Origin of the sequence: uncultured Rothia sp., from assembly GCF_937976295.1 — a bacterium.
In the GTDB taxonomy this organism is placed as follows: domain Bacteria; phylum Actinomycetota; class Actinomycetes; order Actinomycetales; family Micrococcaceae; genus Rothia.
Genome location: NZ_CALJRY010000165.1, coordinates 1 through 1,763, shown reverse-complemented (window position 1 = coordinate 1,763; position 1,763 = coordinate 1). Strand labels below are relative to the sequence as shown.

Below are 1,763 nucleotides of genomic sequence, written 5' to 3'. Positions count from 1 at the left end.
CCAACCCAGGGCAAGCGTCACGATCAAGCCCACGGCAATGAAACCGCAACCGGTCGCGGTGCCGAAAGCAATCCAGCGCACCGCGGGAGCACCTTCAGCAAGCACAATAGTCACTAGCGCGGCAAGAGCCACCAGGGAGAGGATCCAAGCTCCAGTCTTCATATTCACAACGAGTCACTTCCTAGAGTATGTATGTGTGGGTGCGCACCGCCGACCGGGAACGCGCCCGGCGCGGTATGCGTGCCCTCCCAGCATACCCTTAAATAAGTATCTGCAATGCAAATATTGCGTGCCGTGTCACCCGAACAGTCCACAGCGCTGCCTCAATAGCCCAGTCAATCACTGCGCTAAACTCCACCGCACCGCAGATTCGGTACGATAAATTTATGACTGAATCCACACACACCACCCGTGTAGCCCCCCTGCCCTGCGATGCGCTCGCCGCCGAACGCACCCTCGTGATGGGCATCCTCAACGTCACCCCCGACTCTTTCAGCGACGGAGGCCAGCACTACGCCGCCACCGACGCCATCGCCCGCGCCGCCCGCATAATCGCGGAGGGCGCCTCCATTATCGACATTGGCGGCGAATCCACCCGCCCCGGTGCCGTGCGCATCAGCGTGGAGGAGGAGCAGCGCCGTATCCTGCCCGTCATCGAGGCAGTCGCGCAGATGGGCACCACCATCAGCGTGGACACCATGAACCCGCAGACCGCCCGCGCCGCCATCGCCGCGGGTGCGCACATCATCAACGACGTGTCCGGCCTGAACGTGAGCGATGAAATGATTGAAACCGCCGCCGAACTGCAGGTGCCGTACATCCTCATGCACGCCCGCGGCACCTCCCAGACCATGAACAGCCTGGCGGAGTACCCGCGCGGCGTCGTCACCGAGGTGGTGGAGGAGCTGACCGGCCTGCGCGAGCGTTTCCTCGCCGCCGGTGTGCTGCCGCAGAACCTGATTCTTGACCCGGGTCTGGGCTTTGCGAAGGGCGGTATGCAGGACTGGGAGCTGCTCGCCGCTATTGATGAGTTGCAGGGCCTGGGCCACCGTCTGCTCATTGCCGGTTCCCGCAAGCGTTTTATCGCCAACGCCCTCACCGCGGCGGATATGGCGCTGGCTGAGCGCCTGAACGCGAGCGGCTTCACCGCAACCGATGCGGGCGAGGCTGAACGCGAACTGTGGCAGTCGCTGTCGGAGCCGCGCCCGGCCAATCACCGTGCGGCAGCTTCTGCGGCGGTGACCGCCCTGGTGGCTGCGCGCGGCGTGTGGGCGGTGCGTGTGCATGACGTGCCCGCCAGCGTGGATGCGGTGACGGTCGCCTCCGCGCTGCGCTCTGTTAGCTAGAGCCCGTTAGTTAAACCCCGCCCGCCACCGCCGATTACCCGAATACTTTTAGGAGACCCCAATGACTCAGGCAGATTACGCACGCCACGACCGCATCACCCTCACCGGCATTACCGCCAAGGGCTACCACGGCGTGCTTGACTTTGAGAAGCGCGACGGCCAGCCGTTCGTTGTGGACGTGACCCTGTACAGCGATTTTTCCGCAGCAGCCGCCACGGATGACCTGACGAAGACCACGAACTATGCGCTCGTGGTTGACCTGATTCACCGCCACGTGACGAACGGTTCGCTGGACTTGATTGAGACCCTCGCGGTGAACATTGCCGAGGGTATCCTCACGATGTTTGAGCTTGTGGAGGCGGTGGAGATTACCGTGTCGAAGCCGCAGGCGCCGATTGAGCTGCCGTTCGGTAACGT

The 1,763-nt window shown here is 63.3% G+C and carries 2 protein-coding genes; both read left to right on the top strand.

The window, feature by feature from the left end:
* Positions 1–386 precede the first annotated feature (386 nt).
* Positions 387–1,346 carry a dihydropteroate synthase gene (folP, locus tag Q0216_RS04545; RefSeq protein WP_298593270.1) on the top strand — a complete coding sequence of 320 codons (960 nt, stop codon included), beginning with the start codon at positions 387–389 and terminating at the stop codon, positions 1,344–1,346.
* 61 nt (positions 1,347–1,407) lie between these two features.
* Positions 1,408–1,763, top strand: a 356-nt coding sequence (folB, locus tag Q0216_RS04540) for a dihydroneopterin aldolase (protein WP_298593268.1), incomplete at its 3' end; no start/stop codon positions are given.

Excerpts from the sequence above, each read along its gene's own strand:
- folP (WP_298593270.1), top strand. The coding sequence starts at position 387 with ATGACTGAATCCACACACACCACCCGTGTAGCCCCCCTGCCCTGCGAT.